Below are 25,487 nucleotides of genomic sequence, written 5' to 3' on the forward strand. Positions count from 1 at the left end.
CTCAATAAGCGTTCTCGGATTTCAGCAGCGCCAGTGGCGTCTTGAGCAGAATGAAGAGATCGAACAGCACCGACCAGTTCTCGATGTAGTAGAGATCGAACTCGACGCGCTTCTGGATCTTTTCCTCGTTGTCGATCTCGCCGCGCCATCCATTGATCTGAGCCCAGCCGGTAATGCCGGGCTTGACGCGGTGGCGCGCAAAATAGCCATCCACGGCATCGTCGAACAGGCGGCTTTGCAGTTTGCCCTGAATGGCGTGAGGGCGCGGTCCGACGAGAGACAGGTTGCCCTTGAAGACAACGTTGAAAAGCTGCGGCAGCTCGTCGAGGCTTGTCTTGCGGATAAAGCGTCCGACACGGGTGACGCGACTGTCGTTCCTGGTCACGACCTTCGTGGCCAGCGGATCGGCCTGATCGTGAAACAGCGAGCGGAACTTGAAGACGTCGATGCGTTCGTTGTTGAAGCCGAAGCGTTTCTGGCGGAACAGCACCGGGCCGGGACTGTCGAGCTTGACCGCGAGCGCGACCAGCGCCATCACCGGCGAGACCAGCAGCAGGATCAAAGCGCCGACTATTCTGTCGAACAGCCATTTCAGTACCAGATCCCAGTCGGTGATCGGAGCCTCGAAGACATCGAGCATCGGAACTTCGCCGAGATAGGAATAGGCGCGGGGACGGAAATGCAGCTTGTTGGTATGAGCGGATAACCGGATATCCACCGGCAGCACCCACAGCTTCTTCAGCATTTCGAGAATGCGGGTTTCCGCCGAGATCGGCAATGCGAACAGCACGAGGTCGATCCGGGTCCGTCGCGCGAATTCGAGCACGTCATCGACCTTGCCGAGTTTGGGGCTTCCCGCGCAGGTGTCGAGCGCGCGCGAGTCGTTGCGGTCGTCGAACACGCCGAGAATCTCGATGTCGGAGTCATCCTGTGCTCTCAACGCTTTGATGAGATTTTCTCCGTTCTCGTCTGAACCGACGATGACGGTGCGGCGATCGAGCCGCCTGTGGCGTGCCCAGCGGCGGAGCACCACTCGCAGCAGGAGCCGCCCGGCGATCAGGCCGGCCAGACCGACAAAGAAGAACGAAGCCAGCCAGAGCCGCGAGACGGCGTCGCCGCGCTTGACGAAGAACGAAACGCCGATGAACAACAGGAAAACGAATGCCCAGGACGAAATCATCCGCGTCATCTGTCGCAACTGGCCGCGGAAAATCTGGATGTCGTAGATGTCTGCGGCCTGGAAACAGATGACCGCGGCGGCGGCCACGGCGAGGATCGTTGCGATATAGCTCCAGCTAAAACCATCGATGCGGGTGACGTATCCGAGATAGAGCGCGACGCCGATCAGGCTCAGCAGCACGAAGTCGGCGGCACGGACGACGCCGGTGATGACGACGGGCGAATAGGCCGGCCGCACCTTCTGATGGGTGACCGCAAGCGCCGCGGGTGATAGCCGCCGCCGGCGTTCCACGGGTATCGCAGGGCCGCCGCTCGCCGCCGCCTCAGTCCTCGAGCGTGCGCTGATAGGGTCCATGTCCTCAAGTCCACATCTGCGCCACACGACAGGATGCGGCGCCGGGCAACCGGCCTCCGGTGCGGTTTAAGGACTAAATCGGGAAGATTTGGTTTCGTGAAACGTGAGGCATTTCAGAAACGGTTAACGTTTCGCAAACGCCTCGCGGTAGCCCGCCATGACGCCTTCGACCATCGCCTTCTGCGAGAAATGCAGGAAGATGCGCTCGCGCAGCGATTTTGCTCGTGTCGCCGCAGCCGCGGGGTCGTCCAGTGCTGTTTCGATAGCGTCCGCCATGGCGCCAACGATGCCGGGAGCAAACAGTGCGTCGGTGTGGGAATCGAATATCTCCGGGATGCCCCCGACGTTCGCAGCGATCATGGGAATGCCAGCCGCGGCCGCTTCGATCACGACATAAGGCATCGAGTCGCCGCGCGATGGCACGACCAACAGGCGGCCCTTCGAGAATCCGTAACGAGCCTTGACGTGTCCGATAAAGCGGACCGCATCGCCGAGATCGAGCCGCTCGATCTGGGTTTTCAGCGCAGTTGTTTCCTCGCCGTCGCCCGCGAGGGTGAGGGTGACGGGCCTGCCGTCGGCCCGCAATCGCGCAACCGCATCGATCAGGAGGTCGGCGCCCTTGATGTGTCTGAACTCGCCGACATAGACCAGATCGGTCGCGTCATCGGCCAGCGTGACGGGATCGAATTCATCGGCAGTTACACCATTGAAAACGCATTTCACATAGCCAGCCGGCGTGCCGACGATCCGTTGATAGGTATTCCGCGCGAATGCGCTCTCGAACAGGAACAGGTCGGTGCGGTTCATCAGCGCGCGTTCGAGACGGCTGTAAAACGCGCCTTTCATCGTCGTCAGCGGATAGTGCAGGGACCCGCCATGCGGCGTGTAGACCCGGATCGTGTCTTTCGATGACCCCTTGAGCCGCACGAAGGCGCCGGCTTTGGCCCCGTGTCCGTGAAGAATATCGGGCTTCGATTTCCGTATCAGCGCGGCGAACCGCATCCACGCAAACAGGTCGGTGGGGTGAGGTTCCCGGCGGATCGGGATGCGGTGAACACCCAGTTTCAGTCGCGGCGCGATCTCCGCGAAAGCTGCATCCGCGCGCTCGCCGCCGGTGAGGCTGTCGGCGACGATGCCAACGAGGTGGCCGCGAGCGGCCTGTCCGTTTGCGACATCGAGGATGTGCCGGATAATTCCGCCAACCGGCGCGCGGACAGCGTGCAGGATGCGCAGCGGTTGATCAGGCAAGGGCGGCATTACCTCAAAACCATCGCTCGTCGACGAGGACGGTATCGCCGGGGCTGAGCAAGGTGGCGGTGGGCACGACGAGGCGAACGGTGCCGCGGGCATCGGTGTGGGTGACGGTGACGCGGTCGCGCTTGGCGCGGGGCGAGAAGCCGCCGGCGATGGCTACCGCGCTCTCGACCGTCATGTTGGGCACGAACGGATACTGCCCCGGAGCCGCCACCTCGCCGAGAATGAAGAACGGCCGATAGGCCTCGACCTCGGCGGCGACATAGGGCTCGCGGATGTAGCCGTTGCGCAGGCGCGCGGCGATCGCAGCCGACAGTTCGGTTGGGGTGCGGCCGCGCGCAGTGACGGCGCCGATCAGGGGCATGGTGATGTTGCCGCCGGCATCGACCAGATAGGTGTTGGTGAGACCCTCCTGGCCGTAGACGACGATGCGCAGCCGGTCGCCGGCATCGAGGCGGTAGGCGGGATCGTGGATGACGGGCGGCGGGGCCGCGGCGTAGACAATGGGCGCGGCCGCGGCGGCGCGCGCCGCTCGAACCCGCATGTCGCGGCGCGAGGCCGGCACTGGTGCAACGGTCAGCCGTCCGCCATAGGCCAGCGCGTCGAGCTCGTTATGCGGGCGCACCATCGCCGCCGGCTGCTGCATGCACCCCGACAGCGCCAGCGCGGTCAGCAGGCACAGGGTGATGGCGCGCGGGCTTCGCATCAGGCATTTCCATGAAATATCAAATCCATTTAAGGGCTTTTGTGGTTAATAAAGCGTAATCGGAGCGTAGCGACGCACCGATCGGCGCCGGCGGCGGCGAGCGGAGTTAACCCGACAGCAACCATAATGGACTGTAATACTCATCGCACTCGGCCTGGTGGTCCGATTCTACATTCGCATCTCCGTTTCAGGGATCGCGAATGTCAAATTCACTCCACCAGAGTATGATCCCGAAAAGTGGAAACCGGTTTTCGGATAAGATCATGCTCAATCAAAAGTCGGAGGCGTAAGCTTCCAGCGGGAGTATGCGATGCGGTTTGCGTTATGGCGTGCCGGCAAGGACAAGACGCCGGTTTCGAACACGGTATCCGCGCCAATGGCTGCGTCGCCGAGCGCCGTGTCGCCGCAACCGGGCGACCTCGATCTGCGCGTCATCTGGCAGGCGTTGCTGCGCAGGAAGCGCACGATCATCATTCCGACGCTTCTCGCCTTTGTGCTTTCGCTTGTCGTCGTCAATCTGATTACGCCCAGATACAAGTCCGAAGCCCGCATCCTGATCGACGGCCGTGAAAACGTTTTCCTGCGTCCGAACGGCGAGCGCAACGACGAGCGTAACGCGCTCGATCCCGAAGCCATCGCCAGCCAGGTGCAACTGGTGCTGTCGCGCGATCTTGCCCGCGAGGTGATCGAGAAGAACAAGCTCGCGGAGAATCCGGAATTCGATCCGGTGTTGCGCGGCGTGTCGCCGATCAAGTCGCTGCTGGCGCTGTTCGGAATCGGCCGCGACCCGCTCCGGATGACGCCGGAGGAGCGCGTGCTGGATGCCTACTACAGCCGGCTGACCGCCTATGCCGTCGATAAATCCCGCGTCATCGCCATTGAATTCCAGTCGCGCGATCCGGAACTCGCGGCTCGTATCGCGAATTCGATCGCCGACGGCTATCTCGTCCTGCAACTGGGCGCGCGTCAGGGGCAGGCGAAGGCCGCCGGTCAGTGGTTATCCGGGGAAATCGACAGCTTGCGCAAGAAGGTCGCGGATGCCGAATCGCGGGTCGAGGATTTCAGGTCGAAGTCCAGCCTCTTCATCGGCACCAACAACACTTCGCTGTCGAACCAGCAACTGGGTGAAATCAACACTCAACTGAACAATGCGCGTGCGCTCAAGTCCGATGCGGAATCGAAGGCGCGGCTGATCCGCGGGATGCTTCAGAGCGGCAAACCGATCGAAGCCTCGGAGGTTCTCAATTCAGAATTGATCCGCCGCCTGTCCGAGCAGCGTGTGACGCTGCGTGCGCAACTGGCGGAGCAGTCGTCGACGTTGCTCGGTCAACACCCGCGGATCAAGGAATTGAAGGCCCAGCTCGCGGATCTCGACCGCCAGTTGCGCGAGGAAGCCGGCAAGGTCTCGCGGTCGCTGGAAAATGACGCTCACATCGCCAGCGGCCGGGTCGATAGCCTCAACAACAGCCTCGATCAGTTGAAGAAGCAGGCGACGTCGTCCAATGGCGACGATGTCAAGCTGCGGGCGCTGGAGCGCGAGGCGAGGGCGCAGCGCGACCTGCTGGAATCCTATTTGGCAAAATATCGTGAAGCCACCACGCGCGAAAACATCGACGCAACACCGTCTGATGGCCGCGTCATCTCGCGCGCCATCGTCTCGAACACGCCCGCCTACCCGAAGAAGCTGCCCATCGTCCTGATCGCGACTCTGGCGACCCTGATGCTGATGGCCGGCACTGTCGCGACCGGCGAACTGCTGCGCATCACCGCGCCGCGAGCGCCGGCTGCGTTCGAGTCTGTTCCGCCGCAAGCTGCCGCCATCCCTGAACCGCGCGAAATCCCTCCCGCGTCGGAGCCTCGCGACATCCGTTCCGCGCCGGATGCGGACCTGATCGGAATCGACCGCGTCGCGGACGATTTGCGAAACGCGGGCGAGGCGGCGCACAAGATCACGATCATGGGCATCGGCCAGAACGAAAACATCATGCTGAGAGCGTTCGCGCTCGCGCGGATTCTGGCGGAGAGCGCCAAGGTTGTCCTGGTCGATCTGTCGCCCTCATCGCTGACCCTGACCGCCGCCTCAGTCGATCCGGTGGCGCCGGGACTGGCCGATTTGATGCTGGGCGAGACGTCGTTCGGACAGGTGATTACCCGCGACCGGCTGTCGGCGGTTCATTTGGTCGCTTCCGGACGTTCCGATGCCGATCGCGCGTTGCTGCAATCGCCGCGCCTGACGATCGCCCTCGATGCATTGTTACGCGTCTACGATCACGTCCTGCTCGTCGCCGGCACCGCCACCGACCTGCCGGCGAAGCTCCTGACCGATCAGGCGCGCGCGATTGTCGTTCCCGACCTGTCGATGAGCGTCGATGCGCGTGCACGGTTGAGCGGTCAGCTCTCGGCCATAGGCTTCGCGTCGGTGACGATGCTTGATCCGGCACAGCCGCCGCCGGATATCCAAACCGGTCCGCGCGAGGCGGCCTGATCGTTCATCATCGCGTTTTCGGGCGAAGTGGATATCGGTTCGCGTGAAGAAAACGCGTCAAATCAAAATTAGATGTTGCGTCGTCAGCGAAGCAGCGCGGCGCGCAGCGCCTGCGCCATCCGCTTCAGCGCCGGCGTCTGCTTCACGAGGCGCTTGGCGTGGGCCATCGAGGACATGCCGATGGCGGCCATCCTGCCACGCGCGGTGAGCGGCAGGTAACTGTCAAAGATCGGCTCGTTGTCCTTGCAGAACAGGCGCTTGTAGTCGTCCGATCCGATCCCGAGATCGAGCGAGGTGTAGCCGCGCTCGGCATAGTAATCGACGATATCCCGCATCAGGATCAGGCCCGGACTGTAGTGGGCGCTTTCCGACATCGTGTAGGTGTTGAACATCATCGAGAACCGGTGCCCGTCGGCAACGCCGGCGAAGATCGCGATCACCTCGGCATCGCATTCGAGGGCGTGGATTTCGATGGCGTGACCGCCGTCAGGCAGCGGCGTCAGACAGGCCGTGCGCAGGAATTCCTCGACGCCGGGATCGGCGAACACGTTCGGAAGCTTCTGCGCGGCCATCCGCAGCGGCTTGATCGTGAAGAACGCATCGAGCATGCGCTTGATTTCGGTCTCCGTCGTCGCCACGCAGTGGCGATAGCCGGGCAGCGCCTGCAGCTTGCGTTCCTTGCCCTTGAGCCGGCGGCGAAACGAGTTGCTGATGCGCTCGGACGGCGGCGCCCCCGGCGCCATCGTCATCAGCGGGCAGCCGTTGGCCGAGGTCTGGCTCGGCAGCAGCGCCATCGGATTTTGCAGCTCGCGCCAGTGTCGTGGCTGTCGAATGAACGCCAGAACGTCGATCTTCGCGGGAAGTTCGCGGATCCCTCGAAGCAGCGCGTCGAGATCGGCCTGCGTGGCGGTGGCCGCGAAATCCTGCCTCCAGAGCGCCATGTTGAAGGTCGTGTGCTTGCCGCCCATAAAGCGTGCGACGCGGACCCCGTTCTCCGCGCCGACTGCAAGCGGCAACAGCAACAGCGGTCGCCGCTCGGCGTCGCAGGCGACGATAATACAGGGCTGAAGATCGTTCCTGGTTCCGACGTGCCGCTGCCAGGCAGACAGGAAGTCGAACCGCTGATAGGGCGTCGAGAACTGCGAGGTCTCGAGGCTGCGCCAGATCGGCTCGGCCTCGTGCAGATCGTGAAAGACATCGACGTGCGCGATACGCTGCGCGCCTGACCGCGTCTGTGCCTTCGCCGTCGCCGTCGGGCTTTCGATCACAGCGGCCATGGTCATCGCTAAAGCCTGTTATCTTTTGTTTACTTTTTCGCTTTGGCGGACCTTTGCATAGGAAATGTCAACAAAGGGTAATGGCAATAGGTAAGCGAGAGGGGTCGGGTCGCGGCGGGGGCGGTCATCTGCAAGCTGGTTGACGCGGCCGGAACCGCCGCCCGCGTCCGGCGGGTCTTGCAGCGATAGACTACAGGTCGGGTTTCGCCATCCAGCTGACAATCGGCATGGCCGGCAATACCCAGCCGAGCCCGGCGACAACGTAGAAGATCGCCTGGTAGAGCCCCGACGCCGCGAGCCATGGCGTCTGCGCAATCGTCATGCCCAGCAGCGACCAGACCACGACCAGCACGAGCAGGGCGATCGTACCGAGGAACTTTCGGGTGCGGATCCGCATGGCTTAAAAAGGTAACTCGCGGCTGGGGACGAGGCTTGCGCCGAGGCTGCGGTGGACTATAAAGGGCACGAAAAATGCATTCAACCTGCGGATTTTGATGACCCGTCCGATAGAAAAAAAGGGGTTCCAGCTGCGCGCCGTGCGCTGGTGGCTGGTGGCGGTGGCGCTGCTCATTGCAGCCATGGTGCTGGTCGGGGGAGCGACCCGGCTGACCGAATCCGGTCTTTCGATCGTCGAATGGAAGCCGGTGACAGGCACGATGCCTCCGCTCACCCAAGAGGAGTGGTCCCAGGCCTTCGAGGGCTACAAGAAGATACCGCAGTACAGCGAAATGAACGCGGGCATGACGCTCGACCAGTTCAAGACCATCTTCTGGTGGGAGTGGAGCCATCGGTTGCTGGGCCGCTTTATCGGCGTGGCATTCCTGCTGCCGTTCCTCTGGTTCATGTGGCGGGGCATGCTGCCCTCAGACCTGAAGCGGCGGCTGTGGCTCATCTTCGGTCTCGGCGGACTTCAGGGCGCGGTCGGCTGGTGGATGGTCGCGTCCGGCCTCACCAAGCGCATCGAGGTTTCGCAGTATCGTCTCGCGACGCACCTCGTGCTGGCGCTGCTAATTTTCGCGGCGATCGTCTGGACCCTGCGGCGATTGTCGGATCGTCCGTCGTTGCTGTCGCCAATGCGATTGCGAGTGACCAGCGGCGTTCTGGTAGTGCTCGTGTTCGTGCAGCTCTATTTCGGAGCGCTGGTTGCGGGGCTGCGCGCCGGCAAGGTCTTCAACACCTGGCCCGACATCGACGGGTCATTCATTCCGTCCTCGGCGCGGCTGTTTTTCGAACAACCGTGGTGGCGTAATCTGTTCGACAACACGCTCACGGTTCAGTTCGAGCATCGCATGATGGCTTATACGCTGTTTGCGATTGCGATCTTGCATGCAATCGATGCGATCGTGTCGCGGGCGGGCCCTGCCGTCGTTCGCGGGGCACTCTGGCTTGCCGCCGCAATGACGCTACAGGCGACGCTCGGAATCCTGACCCTCCTGAACGAGGTTCCTATCCTGCTCGGGCTGGTGCATCAGGCGGTTGCGATCGTCGTCCTGACGCTTGCAATTGTTCAGGCAGAACGGCTGATGGGTAGTACGGCGCTGGAACGACAACGACTGCGCGTGGCGGCCGGATAGGCCAGAGCCGCGTTGGACGTTCCAGTCTCGCCTTCACTGCGCGGGAACCCTTCGTTTTTGTGATTTGAGCGCGGTCGCCCCGTTGCCACGAACTGCGGGGTGCCGCCGCATGACTTCGGATCATGTCGAAAGGGGTGCGATTTGACTAAAATCGTCACGCCGGAACCTCAATCGGACAAAAATACGAATTTCTGGCGCTATACAGATTTGCGAACGTGCATCATGATGTCGGGGTCATAAAGTCAGGATCGATAACCCAGGATCGCCAATCCCATTCCGGTCGATGGCGAGCTATAATCGGGGTACCGAATGGCGAGATCTGGCAATCTGTCGGTCCTGCTCATTAGCACCTGGGCCTTCACCGTCTGTTTCGCTGTCTGGATGATGTTCGGCGTGATCGGCATTCCGATCCGCGCGCAGCTCGGGCTTGGTTCGACCGAGTTCGGTCTCCTCACGGCGACGCCCGTCCTCACCGGTGCGATATTTCGTTTGCCGCTGGGCATCTGGACCGACCGCTTCGGCGGACGGATCATCATGCTGTCGCTGCTGATCGGCTGCGCGATCCCGCTGTGGGTGTCTTCCTACGCGACCGCGCTTTGGCAGTTTCTACTGCTCGGGTTGGCGCTCGGCCTCGTCGGCGCCTCGTTTTCGGTCGGCACCCCCTATGTCGCGCGCTTCTTTCCCAAGGAGCAGCGGGGCTTTGCAATGGGTTTCTTCGGCGCGGGTACGGTCGGCGCGGCACTCAACATGTTCGTCGCCCCGTGGCTGATCGAGGCCTATGGCTGGCAGATGGTGCCCAAGGTCTATGCCGTCGCGCTGCTCGTCACGGCATTTTTGTTTTGGATGTTGTCCAAGCCCGATCCCGGCGTCGGCGGTCCAGTAGCATCGATGTGGCAACAACTATCCGTGCTGCGCAATCCGCGCGTCTGGAAATATTGCCAATACTACTCGATCGTGTTCGGCGGCTTCACCGCGCTGTCCATCTGGATGCCGCAATACTTCAAGACGGAGTACGGCTTCACCATCGCGCAAGCTTCATTGTTGGCCGCCTGCTTCTCGCTTCCCGGCGGCGCCTTTCGTGCCTTCGGCGGCTGGTTGTCGGACCGCTTCGGGGCCCACAATGTCACCTGGTGGGTGCTGTGGGCCGCCTGGGTTTGCCTGTTTCTGCTGTCCTATCCCAAGACTGACCTGATCGTGCACACGATCCGCGATCCGCTGAGTTTCAGCATCGCTCTGCCGTCGTGGTTCTTCACGATGCTTCTCTTCGCGCTCGGCATCGCCTTTGCCTGCGGCATGGCTTCGACGTTCAAATATATCGGTGACGACTTCCCCGACAGCATGGGAGCGGTATCCGGCATCGTCGGCATGGCGGGCGGCCTTGGCGGCTTTCTGCTGCCGATCACCTTCGGTGCGATTCTGGACTGGCTCGGTATCAATTCGAGCTGCTTCATGCTGCTCTACGGCATCATCTGGGTGTCGCTGACCCTCAATTATCTGACCGAGGTCCGGCAGGCGCCTGTCATGGGCGAACAAACTCGATCGCCTGCGGCGGAGCCGTCGCGTTAGCTTCGACAGAGCGGCAGCTACGTGAACTTTTGGCGGAAGCTCATCATCGGAGCACTCCGAGCTCCCTCTCCCGCTTGCGGGGGAGGGTTGGGGAGGGGGAATTTCAGTGAAGATGCACCCAAACCCTTCGCGTTCGATCTCCCCCCGCAAGCGGGAGAGGTGAAGCGGCAGCGCAAATCCGTTCAAGCATGAACCGCGCTCTACGTCATCGCCTGATCGAGGTCGGCCATCAGGTCTTCCTTGTCCTCAATGCCGATCGACAGGCGGACGATGTCGGGTCCGGCCCCGGCTCGGGTCTTGGCGGCATCGTCGAGCTGGCTGTGCGTGGTCGATGCGGGATGGATCACCAGCGAGCGGGTATCGCCGATGTTGGCGAGGTGCGAGAACAATTTGAGCTTCGACACCAGATTGACGCCGGCGTCGTAGCCGCCCTTCAGGCTGAACGTGAACACCGCGCCCGCGCCCTTGGGCGAATATTTGCGCGCGAGCGCGTTGTACTTGTCGCCGGGCAATCCGGCATAGTTGACGGCCGCGACCGCGGGATGGGCGGCCAGCCATTCGGCGATCGCCTGGGTATTCTCGCAATGCTTCTGCATCCGCAGCGGCAGCGTTTCGATGCCGGTCAGAATCATGAAAGCGTTGAACGGCGATAGCGCGGGGCCGAGATCGCGCAGGCCCAGCACGCGGCAGGAAATCGCGAACGCGAAATTGCCGAACGTCTCCTGCATCCGGATGCCGTGATATTCCGGGCGCGGCTCGCTCAGCATCGGATACTTGTTATCCTTCGACCAGTCGAACGTGCCGGCGTCGACGATGATGCCGCCGAGTGAGTTGCCATGGCCGCCGAGGAATTTCGTGAGCGAATGAAGTACGACATCGGCGCCGTGCTCGATCGGCCGGATCAGGTAAGGACTCGCCATCGTGTTATCGACGATCAAGGGGACGCCGGCCTTGCGCGCGATCGCGGCGATGGCATCGATATCGGTGATCGATCCTCTGGGGTTGGCGATGGACTCGATGAAGATTGCCCGTGTTCGCGGCGTCACCGCCTGCTCGAAGGTTTCGACGTCGTCCGGATCGGCCCACGCCACGTTCCAGCCGAAGCTTTTGAACGCATGGGTGAACTGATTAATCGTTCCGCCATACAGTTTGCGCGCGGCGATGACTTCATCGCCCGGTTTCATGAGCTGCTGGAGCACGATAACCTGCGCGGCGTGTCCTGAAGCCACCGCGAGCGCTGCGGTGCCGCCTTCGAGCGCGGCAACGCGCTCTTCCAGCACGGCGTTGGTCGGATTGCCAATGCGGGTGTAAATATTGCCGAACGACTGCAACCCGAACAGCGACGCCGCGTGGTCGGCATCGTTGAACACAAATGATGTGGTTTGATAGATCGGCGTTGTGCGTGCGCCTGTGGTCGGATCGGGCTGCGCGCCGGCGTGGACGGCAAGCGTTGCAAAGCCGGGGATGCGATCGGTCATCTCATGTCCTGTGTGCTCGGTCGAAAATTGTGATGATGCTGATGGGATCGCGCTCCGCCGTCAAGGCGCTGCCGGAAACTTTGCCTGTTTCGGCATGCGGCCTTGCGGCGCGGCGAAGCTGAATGGAATTTTATGCGCTCACGACGGGTCGCTTCTGTCTTTGGCGGCCCGGTCGGCGGCCAGCGTGCTGCCGCCGCTGACGCTCACGCGGTTGAGCGACAGGCGCTGGCCATGCACGGGCATCGGCGCACGTTTCGAGCTAAGCGTGCGCGAGTTGACGCCCATCCACGAGATCTCCGACGACAGACGGCCGTACTCGATCTTCGGACAGCGGTTCATCACGACCTTGATGCCGGCAGCCTCGGCTTTCGCTGCAGCCGCGTCGTCGCGCGCGCCGAGCTGCATCCAGATCACCTTCGGCAGCGGCGACAGCGTCAGGGCTTCATCGACGATGGGCATGATGTGGCTGGAGCTGCGGAAGATGTCGACCATGTCGAGGGGATGGCCGATGTCCTTGAGCGATGCGACAAAGGGTTTGCCCACCAGGCTCTTGCCGAGGTGGCCGGGATTGACAGGGATCATGTCGTATCCGCGTTCGGCGAGATACTTGAAAGCGAAGTAGCTTGGCCTCACGTTGATGGGCGACGCGCCGACCATCGCGATCGTCTTTACGCTGTCGAGAATTCCGCGGATGTAGCTGTCGTCGTAGGCGTCGTGGTTCATTTTCAAGTCCAGATCATTATCGCGGCCGTTCGAGCCACTGTTGTCATTTCGGGACGCGCGGTCTTTATCGCGCAGACCCGGAATCTATGTGCCCGGCAACGTTTATGGATTCCGGGTTCGCGCGAAGGGCTCGCGCCCCGGAATGACGAAGAAAATTGAGTCCTATCGATCTTTCCACTTCGGGTCACGTTTTTCGATGAAGGCGTCGATGCCTTCCTCGGCGTCGCAGGCCATCATGTTCTCGGTCATGACTTCCACAGCGTAACGATAGGCGTCGGCGAGGTTCATTTCGGCTTGCCGGTAGAAAGCGGTCTTGCCGAGTTTGACAGTGAGGGCCGATTTGCGCGCGATCTTTTGCGCAAGGGCGAGTGCGGCGTCGCGCTCGGTCCCATCAGTGACCACGCGGTTGATCAGCCCCATCCGCTGCGCGGCCATAGCGCTGACGGGCTCTCCGGTCAGAAGCATTTCCATCGCCTGCTTGCGCGTGATGTTACGCGTCAGCGCCACCATCGGCGTCGAGCAGAACAGGCCGATGTCGACACCGGGCGTCGCGAAGAAGGCCTTTTCCGAGGCAACGGCGAGATCGCAGGTCGCAACGAGCTGGCAGCCGGCTGCCGTGGCGATGCCCTGCACACAGGCGACGACGGGCTTCGGCAGATGCACGATGGCCTGCATCATCGCGCTGCAGATCGTCATTATGTGCGCGAAGTAGGCGCGGCCCCGATCGGGGTCGGCGCGGTGCGCGGTCAGCTCCTTGAGGTCGTGGCCGGAGGAAAATGCTGGTCCGCTGGCGGCGATCACGACCGCGCGGACTGCCGGGTCCTTGCCGGCCGCGTCAATTGCCGCGTGCAGCTCACCGATCAGCTGCTCCGACAGGCTGTTTCGCGCCTCCGGACGGTTGAGGGTCAGCGCCGCGATGCTGCCCTGGGTTTGCCGTAACAGCATCGGCGGCGGTTCCGGGATCTCGGCGCGGGCAGGTCTGGTCATCGAATTATCCGCTTGGGCAGGACGATCATCCTAATGTAACAGGCGGCATCAGGCGGGAGCAGGGGCAGGACGACATGACGACCGCGAAAATGAACGTCGCTGAGCTTGAGGCTTTTCTTCACGCTGAGTTCCCCCAGGCTTTTAGAGATGGCGATATCGCCATTGAAAGCGCAGACGGTGAGACTTCCCTGCTGCGCCAGCGCTACAGTGAGCAGATGCTGCGCCCGGGTGGGACCGTCTCCGGGCCAACGTTGATGGCGCTGGCCGATTTCGCCATGTATGTGGTGCTGCTTTCGCGGATCGGCCCGGTCGGCCTCGCGGTGACCGCCAATCTCAACATCAATTTTTTGCGCAGGGGACGCCCGGGTCAGGATGTGCTCGCCGCGGCGCGGCTTCTCAAGCTCGGCAAGCGGCTCGCGGTCGGGGAAGTGACGCTGCTGTCCGGCACGTCGCCGGATCCCATTGCTCACGTGACGTCTACCTATTCCATTCCGAATGCTTGAAGATTTTACAGGTAATATAGAACCATTTTTATAAGCTATTGATTCTGCAATAAAAATATCATGTCGTTGACGTTGACTAGACATGGTCGCTTCTCTAGAACCCGAAGCGATCGGCGCAGGGCGCCGAAGTCTCTTTTTACGGATTTCTCACATGAAAACGTTCTCGGCAAAGCCAGCCGAAGTGACGAAGAAGTGGGTGCTGATCGACGCCAGCGGTCTGGTGGTCGGACGGCTCGCCACCCTCGTTGCGATGCGGCTGCGCGGCAAGCATCTGCCGATCTACACACCGCATGTCGATTGCGGCGACAATGTCATTATCATCAATGCAGCCAAGGTGGTTCTCACCGGCCGCAAGCGTGACAACAAGGTCTATTACAATCACACCGGCTATATCGGCGGCATCAAGGAGCGCACTGCGAAGTCGATCCTGGAGGGTCGTTTCCCGGAGCGCGTCATCGAGAAGGCCATTGAACGTATGATCCCGCGTGGACCGCTGGGACGCGTGCAGCTTGGCAATCTTCGTGTTTATGCCGGCGCAGAGCATCCGCATGAAGCCCAGCAGCCGGAAGTCGTCGATATCGGCGCAATGAATCGCAAGAACAAGAGGGCCGCATAACGATGTCCGATACCATGCAGTCTCTCGACCAGTTGTCCGCGTTGAAGTCGGCTACTCCGGAAGCGCCGCAGTACGCCAAGAAGGTCGACAAGTACGGCCGCGCCTACGCCACCGGCAAGCGCAAGGACGCGGTTGCCCGGGTCTGGATCAAGCCGGGCGCCGGCAAGATCCTGGTCAACGCTCGCGAGGTCGAGACTTATTTTGCGCGCCCGGTGCTGCGAATGATGATCCAGCAGCCGCTCGTTGCCGCCGCGCGCGCCGGTCAGTACGACGTGGTTTGCACGGTCGCTGGCGGTGGCCTTTCCGGTCAGGCTGGGGCCGTTCGTCACGGTTTGTCCAAGGCGTTGACGAACTTCGAACCCGAATTGCGCGGCGTTCTCAAGAAGGGCGGCTTCCTGACCCGCGATTCCCGCGTGGTCGAGCGCAAGAAGTACGGCAAGGCGAAAGCTCGTCGTTCGTTCCAGTTCTCCAAGCGCTAATGGAGCGGATTTGACTTTCGCTGCCGCTTGGCAGCGAAAGCTCGCCGCGAATGTCAAAATCGGGAACTACAAGTATTATCCCCCGGCAAAGCCGGGGGCTTTAGCAGGCCGTTGAAGAGGTCTGCCACGCCCGTGGGATGAAGTTGGCTTCGTCTCCGTCGTCGTGAAAGAGAACCGATATGGCATTGCGCCTTGTTGTTCTCATGCGATACGCGTTGGCCATGATGCTGGTGACGCCGTATGCCGCCTTTGCGCAGATCGGCACAGAACCAGCGGCCGATCCCGGACCCGCCGTCAAGACAGATCAAGACACGCGCGAAGCGATTTGCCTGATGGTCGAGTCGGCGGCGAGGGCGGAGAGCTTGCCGCTGGAATTCTTCGCGCGCGTGATTTGGCAGGAGAGCCGATTTCAGTCCGATGCCATTGGCCCGTTGACACGCAGTGGCCAGCACGCGCAGGGCATCGCACAGTTCATGCCGGGAACGGCGAGTGAACGGCGGCTGCTCGACCCGTTCGATCCGGTACAGGCCCTGCCGAAATCAGCTGAGTACTTGAATGAGTTGCGCCAGCAATTCGGCAATCTGGGGCTTGCGGCCGCAGCCTATAATGCCGGGCCGCGCCGGGTGCAGGACTGGCTTGACGGCAAGGGATCGATGCCGGCCGAGACGCGCAACTATGTCGTCGCGATCACGGGATCGCTGATCGAGGACTGGGCGGCTGCCGGCAGGAGCGGCAAGCCGCCGGATCGCGCACCGGTATCATCGAGTTGCCGAGAATTGATGGCGCTATTGAAACGCGCGCCCAATCCTTTTGTCACTGGGCTCGAACAGCACGTGAAACTCGGGGCCGACAAGCCATGGGGCGTGCAACTCGCAGCCGGCTTCAGCCGCGACCGAGCCATGGCCATGTACGCACGGGCCATCCGGCGGCTTGCCGCCGTGATCGGCGACCGCGATCCAAGTCTGTTGGGCTCGCTACTGCGCAGCCGGGGCACCCGGACGTTCTATCAGGTGAGGATCGGGGCCGATACGCGCGCGGAAGCCGATGGTCTCTGTAACCGGATCAGGCACGCCGGCGGCGCCTGCCTCGTTCTGCGAAATATGCGCGCGAGAGGTTGAACTCGGCATCCGGAGTGGTGGAACCGCTCCACAAACACCGGGCTGCGCCATTTGAGGAGATGGGTTATGCTTTGCGATGAATAACGGTCCGGTTGGTATCAGGATTCCAGGAGCTGTCGACAATGGTGCGTGAATACGAGGTACGAGAGGGAGAGTTGGTCGTCGAGGTGCCGCCGACGACCGACGCCGGGCTGGTGTTCATCGGCCGAATTCGCACGCCGTGGACGTCTCGGCTCAAGACACCGCGTCAGGGGCGCGAAGACGGGCCGATTTGCCGGCTCGAGATTTTCGATCCCTGGAAACCCGCATTGCAGGGACTCGATCGGTACACGAGCATTGAAGTCATATACTGGCTGCACCTGTCGCGTCGCGACATCGTGCTGCAGACACCAAAGAGCAGCGGCGCGTCGCACGGCACCTTTTCGCTGCGTTCCCCTGTACGTCCCAATCCCTTGGGGACGTCGCTGGTCAAGCTGGTCGGCATTGAGGGATCGACGGTGCTGGTGCGCGGACTGGATTGTATCGATGAAACGCCGCTGATCGACATCAAGCCGAATCGTTGCCAGTTCACGCCAATTGCCCCGCCGCAGGACGGCGATTTCGAAACCGGCTGACGATTCAGCCGGCACTGGATGGCTGCGCTCAAGATGTCAGGAGACGTCGCTGTCGCCGGCCTTTCGAAATGGCCCGGCGTCGGTCAATTCGCGGGCGGCTTCAGCGACATATTGTCGTTCGCGCTTGAGATAGTCACCCACCGCGCGGCGCAGCCCGGAGTCGGCGATGTAGTGCGCCGAGTAGGTGGTTTGCGGCAGATAGCCGCGCGCGATCTTGTGCTCGCCCTGCGCGCCGGCCTCAACGGTTTTCAGACGATGGCGGATCGCAAAATCGATCGCCTGGTAATAGCAGACCTCGAAATGCAGGAAGGGATGGTGCTCGATCGCGCCCCAGTGCCGTCCGAACAGTGTATCCGAACCGATGAAGTTGATGGCGCCGGCAATCCAGCGGCCATCGCGCCGGGCCATGATTAGCGCGATATCCTGGCTCATGCTTTCGCCGATCAGGGAGTAGAAGGATCGGGTCAGGTAGGGTCGGCCCCACTTGCGCGATCCCGTTTCCATGTAGAATTGGAAGAAGGCGTCCCAGGCTTCTTCCGTGAGTTCGCTGCCGGTAAGAACATGGATTGTGATGCCGTTGGTCAGCGCATCGCGGCGTTCGCGGCGGATCGCCTTGCGATGCCGGGAGGCGAGGGTGGCGAGAAAGTCCTCGAAGCTCGAGTAGCCTTCGTTCCGCCAGTGAAACTGCTGGTCGGTGCGCTGGAGGAAGCCGCTCCCAGCGAGAAACGTCCATTCCTGCTCGCGAGCAAAGGTGACGTGGACAGATGAGCTCTGTGTCGCATCACAGAGGCTGACAAGGCCGCCGGCCAGTGCGGTGGCGATGCGCATCTCGTCGCTGCCTGCGCGGATCAGAAGCCGCGGGCCGGTGGCCGGTGTAAACGGAACCGAGGCGAGGAGCTTGGGGTAATAGCGCCCGCCCGCGCTTTCATAGGCGTTGGCCCAGCCGTGATCGAATACATACTCGCCCTGTGAATGCGACTTCAGGTAGCACGGTACGACGCCGACGACCGCGCCATCGCGGCGAGCAATCAGGTGGCGCGGTCCCCATCCAGTGCGCCGGCAAGCTGAATTTGATGCCTCAAGCGCTGTAAAAAAAGCGTGTGAGATAAAAGGGTTATATTTCTCTCTTGAGTTAAGAAATGAAATTTGTGCCGATGAAGATTCAGGCGTCGCACCGGACGTCGGCGATTCGTCATGATGTCCGATCGCAGGATTGGCGCAGGCGTCCCAGTCCAGAGCCGGAATCTGGCTGACCGAGTCGATGGCTGCGAGCGATATTTCGGGTGACGTCATCAAGGAGTTGAACCGGTCTGGCTTTTGATCAGCCATTCTACGCGGTGACCTCCGCTGGTGGTGGGGCGTCAGCCAACAGATTGGACACCATTCCGGTCGCGTCAAGTGTCGCGAGCTCATAAGTCCGGGCGGAAGCCCTCGAAGATCATCTGATCGGCATATTTGGCAGCGCGGGCGCGCTGTTCGGGCGTGCGTACCGTCCATGTCAGCAGCGGACATTGGAAAATGTTCCGCGCAATCCATGGGGCTACGGCGGGAAGCTCGTTCACGTAATAAGCAAAGAAATGCGGCCGGGTGCGGAAGGCATGAAGCAGATAGGTCATTGTTGTGCGCTGTTCTGGCGTCGCATCGGGCCAATCGACTGCGGTATAGGTTCGCTCGGCCACGATGCCGCGTGGGCGCGCCGGGATCAGTTCGCGCAGCGCCACCACCTGATCCGGATCGAATGACATGCTGGCCACAGGTCCTTCATAGGAGGACAGCACGTCGGCCATGCGCCGCACCAGCCTGCGATCACCGTCGAAATGGCTTTTGACCTCGATCACCAGCGGCACGCGGCCGGCGACGAGCGCGCAGAGATCCGCAAGCGACATCATTCTTTCGGACGTCTTCTTGAAGACGACCTGCCTGAGTTCGGCAGCCGTCTTGGTTCGCAACGCTCCCGAGCCCTCGGTCAGCCGGCCGAGTTCGTCGTCATGATGAACCATGGCCTCGCCGTCGGCGGTGACCTGGACGTCCAGTTCGATGCCGAAGTTTCCGGCGATGGCGGCAAGGGCCGCCCCCGGCATGTTCTCAACGATGCCGCGGGCGTCATCATGCAGGCCGCGGTGGGCGACCGGGCGAGCCGTCAGCCAGTCGGGCGCGCGCATCGGGGTTAGGCGACTTCGAACAGACCTTCCACTTCGACCGCTGCGTCCGCGGGAAGGGAGGCAACGCCAACCGTGCTACGCGCATGGCGGCCCCTGTCGCCGAATGCCTCAACCATTAGATCGGATGCACCGTTCATCACCTTGGGTCCATCGACGAAATCGGGAGTGGAGTTGATGAAGCCGCCGAGCCTGACGACGCGGACCACCTTGTCGAGGTCGCCGAGCGCGGCTTTGACCTGCGCCAGCAGATTGAGGGCGCAGCCGCGCGCTGCGGCGCTGCCCTGTTCAATGGTGACGTCTGCACCCAGCTTTCCCTTGGCGATCAGCTTGCCTTCGGGGTTGAAGCAGAGCTGTCCGGATAAGAACAGCAGGTTGCCGGTACGGACGAAGCCGACGTAATTCGCCACCGGCGATGCTGGTTCGTGCAGGGTGATGCCCAGCGCCACCAACTTCTGCTCGATCGTTCCTGCCATATCAGTCCCCGGTAAATGGAATGGATGCTCAGTTTGAAGAATTGCGCTCAGGCTCTCTCTATCTCGCCTATCATCACATCACTTGCAAGTGATGGCGGAGCGGGGCCGATATTGCGGAAATGTCCCGCTAGGGCCTGTTCAAATCATCGAGTCGAGCATCAAATCGCAGTATGCCGCCGCACCGCCCTAGTTGTGGCGCAATAGGGCGCTGACTATGCTCGGATTCGGTCACATCGAGAGACGATATGCGCGATCATTTCCATTGCTCAACTTTGCGATTTTGGCCCGGGTTTCTGACGCTGGCTTTAGCAGCGATCTGTCTGCCGCCGCTCAGTAGCGCCGCGCACGCCGCGGCCGTTGTTCCGTTTCTCCCCCATCAGGCGTTGTACGATTTGAACCTCCTGAAGTCGCGCGGGAGCACGTCGCTGGACAGTGCCCGCGGACGAATCCTTTACAAGTTTTCCGGAAATGCCTGCGAGGGGTACACTTCGGATTTCAGGCAAGTCTCGGAGATGGATAGCGGGGAAGGAAAGAGCACGCTGAGCGACATGCAATCCACGAACTGGGAGGATGCGGAGGGCAGGAGCTTCCGGTTCAAGGTTGTGACCCGCATGAACGACAGCGATCAGAGCGAGGTTGACGGCATCGCCGAACGGACCGGCGACAAGATCACCGTGAAGCTGAAACAACCGGTCGCCAAGACGTTCACTGTCGACGGCAAGGCAGTGTTTCCGACCGAACAGATCCAGCGCATCATTGCGGCCGCAAAAGAAGGCAAATCGGTGCTCGAACTGACCGTTTATGACGGCTCCGACAACGGCGAGAAGGTCTACAACACGCTTTCGGTCATCGGCAAACCCATCCGCGGCGATAGGCCAGGATCGACGCCCGATCCATCGACCACCAACAGTCAGATGAAGACGCTGACGCGATGGCCCGTCACCGTCAGCTACTATGATCGCGACGCCAAAGCCAATAGCGGTGAGCAGACCCCGGCCTACTCCATGTCGTTCGAACTGTTCGAGGATGGCGTATCGCGGGCTCTGGTGCTCGACTACAATGACTTCGTGATTTCCGGGACACTGGGCAAATTCGACGTCAGCGACGTCAAGAAGGCCAAATCCTGCAAGTGATGCAGCCAGAAAAAGATAAATCAGGCCAACGGTCTGACAGCGCTTATTGACGTGGTTTCTCGGGGCCGTCATAGGCGATGCCTCTGATGACCGCCGCGCTGCCGTACTTCTTCCGCAGGTCGTCCATTGCTCGCTCCGCATGAGCAGAGCGGCGGTCCAGCATATCGGTGTCGTCAGCCTGCGACCCGGGCCGCAGCGCGCTGACGCCCGCTCCCATCAGGCGGAAGGCGGTGCCGTCAATTTCCTTCACCAGCATTTCGCGGCAGGTTGCGAAAATCTTCGACGCGAGCTGGGTCGGAATGGAGACCGATTGCGAACGGGTCCGTTGCCGGAAATCCGCGGTCTTGAGTTTCAGCGTGATCGTCGATCCAGCCAGTTCGCTTGTCTTCAACCGCGACGATACTTTTTCTGACAGCCGCCAGAGGATTCGCTCGAGCGTGGCGAGGTCTCGGATATCGGATTCGAACGTCGTCTCGCTGGAGATCGTCTTGGCGCCGCGGTCCGCGATCACTCGCCGGTCGTCGATGCCGCGCGCCAGCCGCCACAATCGGCGGCCCTCGGTCGGAAATTGCTTCATCATTTCGATTTCGTCGGCGCGTTGCATATCGCCGATGGTCCGAAAGCCGCGCTGCGACAACCGCTCCTGAGTGGCCGGGCCGACGCCGAAAATGAAGCCGACCGGCTTGTCCGCAAGCATGGTGCGCGCCTCGTCCTGGTCGAGCGCTGCGAAACCGCGCGGCTTGTCGAGGTCCGAGGCGATCTTGGCGAGGAACTTGTTGCAGGACAGTCCGACCGAGACCGTGATGCCGATGTTGCGCTCGACGTCGGCTGCGAACATTGCCAGCACCTTGGCTGGAATCATGCCGTGGACGCGCTGGGTGCCGCTAAGATCGAGGAAGGCCTCGTCGATCGACAGCGGTTCCACCAGCGGCGTCAGCGCCTGCATGGCGTGACGCACTTCGCGGCCGACCCGGATATATTTTGCCATGTCCGGCGTAACCACGGCGGCGGAGGGGCAGAGCGCGAGCGCCTTGAACATCGGCATGGCGGAGTGCACGCCATACGTCCGGGCGATATAGCAGGCTGCTGATACCACGCCACGCCGTCCGCCGCCGATGATGACGGGTTTGTCCGCGAGCGAAGGATTGTCGCGTTTCTCGACGGTGGCATAGAATGCGTCGCAATCGATATGGGCGACGGTTAGCGCCGGCAGCGTGCGGTGGCGCGCGAGCCGGGGAGAACCGCATGCGCTGCAACGGACCGCCGGAAAGCCGAGATCGCCGAAACAATCCCGGCAAAAGCAGAAGGGACCATCTGACGGCCCCTCGTTCATGGATCCTCTCGTTCCTGGAGGGAATCGCCGAGCGCCATCCTGGCGGCGGCGATGGTGGTAGGATGATGCCCCGAGGACTCCGAAAAGGCGCTCACGGTTGCGTCGTCGCGCAACACAAAATCAAGCACACCGGCAAGAAAGTGAGGATCGGAGGCAGAGGCGCGCAGGGTCTCCGGACCGATTCCAGTTTCGGCCAGAAATCGGCCCAGCCTTTCGGCGTCATTTGCGATAAAAGAAAGCGCCTGAATTGCCACGAATTCAGCTACTTCTGTCGCGTTATGCACACGCTTTGTCATCGTGGCCGTTTGCCTTTCCGTAACCTATCGCTTCTACTTTGGATCACCATGCCCGAGTCCCTGAAACGTGTTCAAGCAAGTGCTAATTCGCTCGCGAAAAGATCGTACTGCGCCTTAACAGCTTTGGAGCGAATTCTAGTGCAAATCTAAATCCAGTTTGCGGACAAGTTTTGTGATGCTTGTGCATGTTTCGCTCACCAAAGCGGGAGAGCGTATCGACTGGAGGCCAAGGTGGCCAAGACGGTCCTGATCGTGGAAGACAACGAGCTCAACATGAAGCTCTTCCGCGACCTGTTGGAGGCCCACGGCTACCAGACGTCCGGGACCAGCAACGGCTTCGAGGCGCTCGATCTCGTTCGCAAGCTTCGGCCCGATCTCATCCTCATGGATATTCAATTGCCGCAGGTGTCCGGTCTCGATGTCACGCGCTGGATCAAGGACGATCCCGAGCTGCGCGCGATTCCGGTGGTCGCGGTAACGGCATTTGCGATGAAGGGCGACGAAGAGCGTATCCGCGAGGGCGGTTGCGAGGCTTATCTGTCCAAGCCGATCTCGGTCGGCAAGTTCATCGAGACCGTCCGACGGTTCGTGGGTTGAGGAGACAGCGGTGTCCGCGCGTGTTCTGGTCGTCGACGATATCCCTGCCAACGTCAGGTTGCTGGAAGCACGACTGTCGGCGGAGTATTTCGACGTCGTAACCGCGTCCAACGGTGCGCAGGCGCTGGAGATCTGCGCGCGTGCCAAGTGCGATATTGTCCTGCTCGACGTGATGATGCCGGACATGGATGGCTTTGAGGTCTGCCGCCGGCTGAAGGCCAGCCCGGCAACCCATTACATCCCCGTGGTGATGGTAACGGCGCTGGATAGTCCGTCCGATCGTGTGCGCGGGCTCGAGGCCGGCGCCGACGACTTCCTGACCAAGCCAGTATCGGACGTGGTGCTGATCGCGCGAGTCCGCTCGTTGACGCGTTTGAAAATGATGACCGACGAGTTGCGCTTGCGCGCGGTCACCTCGCTCGAAATCGGCGTGCAGGCGCCGGAGCGCGATGCGGTTGCCGACACCGGGAAGGGCGGGCGCATCCTGCTGGTCGACGACCGCGCCTCGTCGTACGAGCGGCTGGCGTCGGTGCTGAGCGTCGAACACAGCGTCGATGTCGAAACCGATCCGTCCGAGGCGCTGTTTCATGCCGCCGAGAAGAATTACGATCTTCTCATTGTGTCGCTCGGACTTGAAAATTTCGATGGCTTGCGATTGTGCAGCCAGGCTCGCTCGTTGGAGCGCACACGGCACGTTCCGATCCTTGCCATAGTCGATGCCAACGGCAATGCGCGAATGCTGCGTGGTCTGGAGATCGGCGTCAACGATTACCTGCTGCGGCCGGTCGACAAGAACGAGTTGCTTGCCCGCGCCCGCACGCAGATCCGCCGCCGCCGTTATACCGACCACTTGCGCGACAACGTGCAGAACTCGATCGAGATGGCGGTCACCGACGGGCTGACCGGACTGCACAACCGCCGTTACATGGAAACCCATCTGGTCACGCTGGCCGAGCAGGCCTCGCTGCGCGGCAAGCCGCTGGCGCTGATGATGCTCGATATCGACTTTTTCAAATCAATCAATGACGGCTACGGCCACGATGCCGGCGACGACGTTCTGCGCGAATTCGCGGTGCGAATCCGCAAATCCATCCGCGGCATCGATCTCGCTTGTCGGTATGGCGGGGAGGAGTTTGTGATCGTGATGCCGGAGACTGATTTGCACGTCGCCGGCATGGTGGCCGAGCGGCTGCGCCGCTCGATCGCGGGAGAACCGTTTGCGGTCCACAAGGGTACGAAGCGGATCGACGTGACCATCTCGATCGGATTGTCGATCCTGGAGCGGAAGGGAGAACCGGTCGCCGACGTTCTCAAGCGCGCTGACATCGCGCTCTACCGCGCCAAGCATGACGGCCGAAACCGCGTCGTGGCGGAGGCGGCATGACCCAGCCAGCAGCATCCTCGCCGCCGCAGGTACGCGCAAAATAAAACGGGGCCAAAAGCCCCGTTCCAATTCATTGCCGATGAAGCGATCTTACGTGATCGTCACTTGATCTTGGCTTCGCGGAATTCGACGTGCTTGCGCGCCACCGGATCGTATTTTTTCTTGACCAGTTTGTCGGTCATGGTGCGCGAATTCTTCTTGGCGACGTAGTAGAAGCCGGTGTCGGCGCTCGAAACCAGCTTGACCTTGATGGTGACCGCTTTGGCCATGTGCAAACCCTCGGATGTCGGGAATCGGAAAGCCGGCCAAGCACCAGGCCCGCGTTGGCCGGCAAACTAGCCGCGAAACGCCCAAAGTCAAGGATTTCGAGGCGGTTGAGGCCTTGAAATCGGCCCGTTTTCTGCAAAGAGCCAGTTTTCTGGCCGCGCATCGCGGAATGCCGCTCAAGCCACGCCCGGCAAAATATCCCTGTGCATCCTGCCGCCATAGAAATGGAAGAACGGCACGTCGGCATCGTGACGCAGCGGACCGGCGGCGAGACGTTTTTCAAGTTCGCCGAGGACGCTTCTGGTCATGGAATGAAGATCAGCGAGAGGCTTTGCGTCAATCTCGACCCAGACAAGTTCGACCAGTTCGGCGTCAGCATGGATCACGCCATCGACGCGATGGGCGATTGCGGATGCATCTGCGCTGAAGAAGCGGGTGTCGAAACGCCGCACGCAGCCGGGTGGGGTGATGGCGCGCGCGATCAGGTGAAGGCTAGAGGGGTCGGGGAGTAGTCCGGCATCGCTGAACGGTTGCCAGGCCCCGGTGAGTTTTGCGACGGCATTCGTGGTTTTGCGTCCGAGACAAAGTCCGGTCTCCTCGCAGGCTTCGCGGATCGCGGCGAGCGCAAGCGAGCGGGCGCGGGACGATTGGATCTTCGGGCTGCCCTTGAGCAGGTTGATCTCGAGTTCTTTCGGGATCGGTGCAGCGACGGGCACCTTGTTGTCGGTCTTTTCGACGCTGCCGCCGGGAAAGACGAACTTGCCCGGCATGAACACCACCTTGTCATGGCGTTTGCCGAGCAGCACCCTTGGCCTGGCCGCGCTGCGGTCGATCAGGATCAGCGTCGCGGCATCCTTCGGTCGGCGATAGGGATAGCGGCTGGCCTGTTGCCCAGGTTGTTGCGCCGTCTCGTTCATGTCGCTCCCGG

26 protein-coding genes are annotated in these 25,487 nt (G+C 61.7%); 11 read left to right on the plus strand and 15 right to left on the minus strand.

All coding sequences use genetic code 11. The annotated features are described in order from the left end of the window. Window position 1: 1 nt before the first annotated feature. From ACSZOQ_RS06060 to ACSZOQ_RS06070, 3 genes are all read right to left on the minus strand, one after another. Window positions 2-1,534, minus strand: a complete 1,533-nt coding sequence (locus ACSZOQ_RS06060) for an undecaprenyl-phosphate glucose phosphotransferase (RefSeq protein ID WP_439925092.1) — start codon at window positions 1,532-1,534, stop codon at window positions 2-4. Between the two features lie 123 nt (window positions 1,535-1,657). Beyond that, window positions 1,658-2,791, minus strand: coding sequence for a glycosyltransferase family 4 protein (locus ACSZOQ_RS06065; RefSeq protein ID WP_439925093.1), 1,134 nt, complete (start codon window positions 2,789-2,791; stop codon window positions 1,658-1,660). 4 nt (window positions 2,792-2,795) lie between these two features. Next, the gene (locus ACSZOQ_RS06070) at window positions 2,796-3,494 is read right to left on the minus strand and encodes a polysaccharide biosynthesis/export family protein (RefSeq protein WP_439925094.1); all 699 of its coding nucleotides are present in this window, start codon (window positions 3,492-3,494) and stop codon (window positions 2,796-2,798) included. 310 nt (window positions 3,495-3,804) lie between these two features. Between ACSZOQ_RS06070 and ACSZOQ_RS06075 the strand changes: the two genes are divergently transcribed. After that, window positions 3,805-5,979, plus strand: a complete 2,175-nt coding sequence (locus ACSZOQ_RS06075; protein ID WP_439925095.1) for a GumC family protein — start codon at window positions 3,805-3,807, stop codon at window positions 5,977-5,979. Between the two features lie 83 nt (window positions 5,980-6,062). Here the strand turns inward: ACSZOQ_RS06075 and ACSZOQ_RS06080 are convergent, their stop codons facing one another. Beyond that, window positions 6,063-7,262, minus strand: a complete 1,200-nt coding sequence (locus ACSZOQ_RS06080; RefSeq protein ID WP_439925096.1) for a GNAT family N-acetyltransferase — start codon at window positions 7,260-7,262, stop codon at window positions 6,063-6,065. Between the two features lie 184 nt (window positions 7,263-7,446). Next, window positions 7,447-7,653 (minus strand): DUF2842 domain-containing protein, encoded by a 207-nt coding sequence (locus ACSZOQ_RS06085; protein WP_439925097.1) that lies wholly within the window; start codon window positions 7,651-7,653, stop codon window positions 7,447-7,449. Window positions 7,654-7,750: 97 nt separating this feature from the next. Between ACSZOQ_RS06085 and ACSZOQ_RS06090 the strand changes: the two genes are divergently transcribed. Next, window positions 7,751-8,830, plus strand: coding sequence for a COX15/CtaA family protein (locus ACSZOQ_RS06090; protein WP_439925098.1), 1,080 nt, complete (start codon window positions 7,751-7,753; stop codon window positions 8,828-8,830). Between the two features lie 309 nt (window positions 8,831-9,139). Next, the gene (locus ACSZOQ_RS06095) at window positions 9,140-10,396 is read left to right on the plus strand and encodes an MFS transporter (RefSeq protein WP_439925099.1); all 1,257 of its coding nucleotides are present in this window, start codon (window positions 9,140-9,142) and stop codon (window positions 10,394-10,396) included. Window positions 10,397-10,596: 200 nt separating this feature from the next. On the opposite strand, the gene ACSZOQ_RS06100 is transcribed toward ACSZOQ_RS06095, so the two are convergent. The 3 genes from ACSZOQ_RS06100 to ACSZOQ_RS06110 form a co-directional block, all read right to left on the minus strand. Then, window positions 10,597-11,874 carry an O-acetylhomoserine aminocarboxypropyltransferase gene (locus tag ACSZOQ_RS06100; RefSeq protein WP_439925100.1) on the minus strand — a complete coding sequence of 426 codons (1,278 nt, stop codon included), beginning with the start codon at window positions 11,872-11,874 and terminating at the stop codon, window positions 10,597-10,599. Between the two features lie 138 nt (window positions 11,875-12,012). Further along, the gene (locus ACSZOQ_RS06105) at window positions 12,013-12,597 is read right to left on the minus strand and encodes a CoA-binding protein (RefSeq protein WP_439925101.1); all 585 of its coding nucleotides are present in this window, start codon (window positions 12,595-12,597) and stop codon (window positions 12,013-12,015) included. A 162-nt stretch (window positions 12,598-12,759) separates the two neighbouring features. Beyond that, entirely contained in the window at window positions 12,760-13,584 is an 825-nt protein-coding gene (locus tag ACSZOQ_RS06110; RefSeq protein WP_439925102.1) for an enoyl-CoA hydratase, read from the minus strand. Between the two features lie 74 nt (window positions 13,585-13,658). Between ACSZOQ_RS06110 and ACSZOQ_RS06115 the strand changes: the two genes are divergently transcribed. The 5 genes from ACSZOQ_RS06115 to tsaA all read left to right on the plus strand — a co-directional run bounded on the left by ACSZOQ_RS06115 (window position 13,659) and on the right by tsaA (window position 16,914). Beyond that, window positions 13,659-14,087 (plus strand): PaaI family thioesterase, encoded by a 429-nt coding sequence (locus ACSZOQ_RS06115; protein ID WP_439925103.1) that lies wholly within the window; start codon window positions 13,659-13,661, stop codon window positions 14,085-14,087. Between the two features lie 151 nt (window positions 14,088-14,238). Then, window positions 14,239-14,703, plus strand: a complete 465-nt coding sequence (gene rplM / locus ACSZOQ_RS06120) for a 50S ribosomal protein L13 (RefSeq protein ID WP_439925104.1) — start codon at window positions 14,239-14,241, stop codon at window positions 14,701-14,703. A 2-nt stretch (window positions 14,704-14,705) separates the two neighbouring features. Next, window positions 14,706-15,182: a 30S ribosomal protein S9 gene (rpsI, locus tag ACSZOQ_RS06125; protein WP_439925105.1), complete on the plus strand. Its 477-nt coding sequence runs from the start codon at window positions 14,706-14,708 to the stop codon at window positions 15,180-15,182. Between the two features lie 221 nt (window positions 15,183-15,403). Beyond that, complete coding sequence (locus ACSZOQ_RS06130; protein ID WP_439925966.1) at window positions 15,404-16,300, plus strand: lytic transglycosylase domain-containing protein; 897 nt, start codon at window positions 15,404-15,406, stop codon at window positions 16,298-16,300. 122 nt (window positions 16,301-16,422) lie between these two features. Beyond that, window positions 16,423-16,914: a tRNA (N6-threonylcarbamoyladenosine(37)-N6)-methyltransferase TrmO gene (tsaA, locus tag ACSZOQ_RS06135; RefSeq protein ID WP_439925106.1), complete on the plus strand. Its 492-nt coding sequence runs from the start codon at window positions 16,423-16,425 to the stop codon at window positions 16,912-16,914. 36 nt (window positions 16,915-16,950) lie between these two features. Here tsaA and ACSZOQ_RS06140 read toward each other — a convergent pair whose 3' ends face one another. The 3 genes from ACSZOQ_RS06140 to ACSZOQ_RS06150 all read right to left on the minus strand — a co-directional run bounded on the left by ACSZOQ_RS06140 (window position 16,951) and on the right by ACSZOQ_RS06150 (window position 19,549). Beyond that, window positions 16,951-18,243 carry a GNAT family N-acetyltransferase gene (locus tag ACSZOQ_RS06140; protein WP_439925107.1) on the minus strand — a complete coding sequence of 431 codons (1,293 nt, stop codon included), beginning with the start codon at window positions 18,241-18,243 and terminating at the stop codon, window positions 16,951-16,953. A gap of 80 nt (window positions 18,244-18,323) precedes the next feature. After that, entirely contained in the window at window positions 18,324-19,076 is a 753-nt protein-coding gene (locus ACSZOQ_RS06145; RefSeq protein ID WP_439925108.1) for a glycerophosphodiester phosphodiesterase, read from the minus strand. 5 nt (window positions 19,077-19,081) lie between these two features. Then, window positions 19,082-19,549, minus strand: a complete 468-nt coding sequence (locus tag ACSZOQ_RS06150; RefSeq protein ID WP_439925109.1) for a RidA family protein — start codon at window positions 19,547-19,549, stop codon at window positions 19,082-19,084. Between the two features lie 245 nt (window positions 19,550-19,794). Between ACSZOQ_RS06150 and ACSZOQ_RS06155 the strand changes: the two genes are divergently transcribed. Further along, complete coding sequence (locus ACSZOQ_RS06155) at window positions 19,795-20,682, plus strand: cell envelope integrity EipB family protein (RefSeq protein WP_439925110.1); 888 nt, start codon at window positions 19,795-19,797, stop codon at window positions 20,680-20,682. Window positions 20,683-20,725: 43 nt separating this feature from the next. Here ACSZOQ_RS06155 and ACSZOQ_RS06160 read toward each other — a convergent pair whose 3' ends face one another. Together ACSZOQ_RS06160 and ACSZOQ_RS06165 are read right to left on the minus strand one after the other, a co-directional pair. Further along, window positions 20,726-22,015 carry a DNA polymerase IV gene (locus tag ACSZOQ_RS06160; protein WP_439925111.1) on the minus strand — a complete coding sequence of 430 codons (1,290 nt, stop codon included), beginning with the start codon at window positions 22,013-22,015 and terminating at the stop codon, window positions 20,726-20,728. Next, window positions 22,012-22,311, minus strand: coding sequence for a DUF3572 domain-containing protein (locus tag ACSZOQ_RS06165; RefSeq protein ID WP_439925112.1), 300 nt, complete (start codon window positions 22,309-22,311; stop codon window positions 22,012-22,014). The genes ACSZOQ_RS06160 and ACSZOQ_RS06165 overlap by 4 nt, the downstream gene beginning before the upstream one ends. A 231-nt stretch (window positions 22,312-22,542) precedes the next feature. Between ACSZOQ_RS06165 and ACSZOQ_RS06170 the strand changes: the two genes are divergently transcribed. Both ACSZOQ_RS06170 and ACSZOQ_RS06175 read left to right on the plus strand, forming a co-directional pair. Continuing rightward, window positions 22,543-22,908 carry a response regulator gene (locus tag ACSZOQ_RS06170; RefSeq protein WP_439925113.1) on the plus strand — a complete coding sequence of 122 codons (366 nt, stop codon included), beginning with the start codon at window positions 22,543-22,545 and terminating at the stop codon, window positions 22,906-22,908. A 10-nt stretch (window positions 22,909-22,918) separates the two neighbouring features. Next, complete coding sequence (locus tag ACSZOQ_RS06175) at window positions 22,919-24,292, plus strand: PleD family two-component system response regulator (RefSeq protein WP_439925114.1); 1,374 nt, start codon at window positions 22,919-22,921, stop codon at window positions 24,290-24,292. 101 nt (window positions 24,293-24,393) lie between these two features. Here the strand turns inward: ACSZOQ_RS06175 and rpmG are convergent, their stop codons facing one another. Then, on the minus strand, window positions 24,394-24,561 hold the full coding sequence (rpmG, locus tag ACSZOQ_RS06180; RefSeq protein WP_007603295.1) for a 50S ribosomal protein L33: 168 nt from the start codon (window positions 24,559-24,561) through the stop codon (window positions 24,394-24,396). A gap of 174 nt (window positions 24,562-24,735) precedes the next feature. Continuing rightward, window positions 24,736-25,476 carry an NUDIX hydrolase gene (locus ACSZOQ_RS06185; protein WP_439925115.1) on the minus strand — a complete coding sequence of 247 codons (741 nt, stop codon included), beginning with the start codon at window positions 25,474-25,476 and terminating at the stop codon, window positions 24,736-24,738. Window positions 25,477-25,487 lie beyond the last annotated feature (11 nt).

Source organism: Nitrobacter sp. JJSN (assembly GCF_051912485.1).
GTDB lineage: Bacteria > Pseudomonadota > Alphaproteobacteria > Rhizobiales > Xanthobacteraceae > Nitrobacter.